This is a genomic window from Streptomyces niveus (assembly GCF_001723055.1).
Lineage (GTDB): Bacteria > Actinomycetota > Actinomycetes > Streptomycetales > Streptomycetaceae > Streptomyces > Streptomyces niveus.
The window spans coordinates 1-1,790 of record NZ_MDCR01000557.1 but is presented as its reverse complement, the minus strand read 5'-3'; the positions used below and the strand labels follow the sequence as shown (position 1 = coordinate 1,790).

2 protein-coding genes are annotated in these 1,790 nt (G+C 76.4%); both read left to right on the top strand.

The features are described 5' to 3' along the window. On the top strand, positions 1 to 733 hold a 733-nt coding region (locus BHU15_RS40735; protein ID WP_069631145.1), incomplete at its 5' end, for a protein kinase family protein. After that, a partial coding sequence (locus tag BHU15_RS37530) for a serine/threonine-protein kinase (RefSeq protein WP_141726991.1) occupies positions 733 to 1,790 on the top strand: 1,058 nt, incomplete at its 3' end. The genes BHU15_RS40735 and BHU15_RS37530, both read left to right, overlap by 1 nt.

The following is a 1,790-nucleotide window of genomic DNA, read 5'->3' as shown; positions in this document are numbered from 1 at the left end:
AGGACCAGGGGAGGCCCGCCGCGCCGCCGACCTCCTCGACCGGCTGGAGCCCCGGCAGGGCGAGCCGGCGGGCCTCCCCTGGTCCTCGTCGCCGTACGTCCCCGTACTCCCGCTCCCCGCCGCCCTGTTGGCCCACGGCGGCCCCCTGCCGGAGCACGTCGTACGCGCCCTGGGCGCGGCCGTCGCCCGGACCCTGACCACCGCGCACACCCACGGTGTGACGCACGCGGGCCTGTCCCCCGACGCCGTACTGCTCACCACCGAGGGCCCGCGCCTTGGTTGCTTCGGAGCCGTACGCGCCGCCGCCCCGGACGGCGAGCGGCGCGGCGGTCTGCCGGGGCTGGACTCCGGCGCCCTCGCCCCGGAACAGGCGGACGGCGGACGGCCCCGCCCACTGGGCGACGTGTACGGGCTGGGGGCTGTCCTCGCGTACGCGGCCACCGGGCACACCGTCCCCGAACGCGGCGAACTGCCCCCATCGCTGGCCGAGTTGATCGTGGCGTGCCTCTCCCGCGATCCCGCGAGACGTCCCCGGGCAGAGCAGCTCCTCACCCAGCTGGAGTCGCCCACGAGTGGGCCCTTGGCGCAGAGCGCCGCGCCCGCGACGGTCCTGGACACCGCCGCCCCGATCCCGCTCCCGGCCGCCGTGGTCACCGCACTCGCCCGCCAGTCGGCGCACGTCCTCGCCGCCGAACTCCCGCCCACCGCGTCCCTGCCCCGGACCGGCGGCTGATGTTCTCCCCGCTCACGCACGACGACCCGCACCGGCTCGGTGCCTACCGCCTCATCGCCCGCCTGGGCAGCGGCGGCATGGGCACCGTCTATCTCGCCCGGTCGGCCACCGGCCGTACGGCGGCGCTGAAGACGATGCACGCCAGGCTGGCCACCGACCCCGCTTTCCGCACCCGCTTCCGGCTGGAGGTGGACGCGGCCCGCGTCATCGGCCCCGTCCACGGCGCCCAGGTCTTCGACGCCGACCCGCTCGCCGAAACGCCCTGGCTGGCCACCGAGTACGTGCTCGGCCCGCCCCTCGACGACGCCGTCACCCTCGCGGGCCCGCTCCCCGAGCCGGCCGTACGCGCGCTGGGCGGGCTGCTGTGCGCGGCGCTGGCCCAGCTCCACACCTCGGACGTCGTGCACCGCGACCTCAAGCCCTCCAACATCATGCTGACGGCGGACGGTCCCAAGGTCATCGACTTCGGTATCGCCCGCGCCATCGGCGACGACCACCTCACCCGCACCGGGTCCGCCGCCGGCACCCCCGCCTTCATGTCGCCCGAGCAGGCGACCGGCCGGGAACACACCTCCGCCGGTGACGTCTTCGCCCTCGCGGGTGTTCTCGTCCACGCGGCCACCGGCCACGGTCCGTTCGGCACCGGGCAGCCCGCCGACCTGCTGTACCGCGTGCGGTACGCCGACCCCGACCTCACCGGGGTCCCGCCGGCCCTGCTGCCGGTCCTGACCCGCTGCCTCGCGAAGAACCCCACCGACCGCCCCACCACGACCGGGCTGGCCGCCGAACTCGCCGCCGGACTCGAAGACGTACACCGCCCGTTCGCCGACCGTCTCCCCGAGCTGCTGCTCGGCGAGATCGCCCGCCTCGTCGGGAGCGTCTGGCACGTCCGGCCGTACCGCCTCCCCGTCCCGCCGGAACACGCACTCGCCGACACCCGTCCGAGTGACGCCGCCGCCACCCCGCCGGCCATGTCCCGCCGCAAGCTCCTTGCCATCGGCGGGAGTTCGGCGCTCGGCGCGGTGGCGGTCGGCGCGGGCGCCTGGGCCTGGCTCGG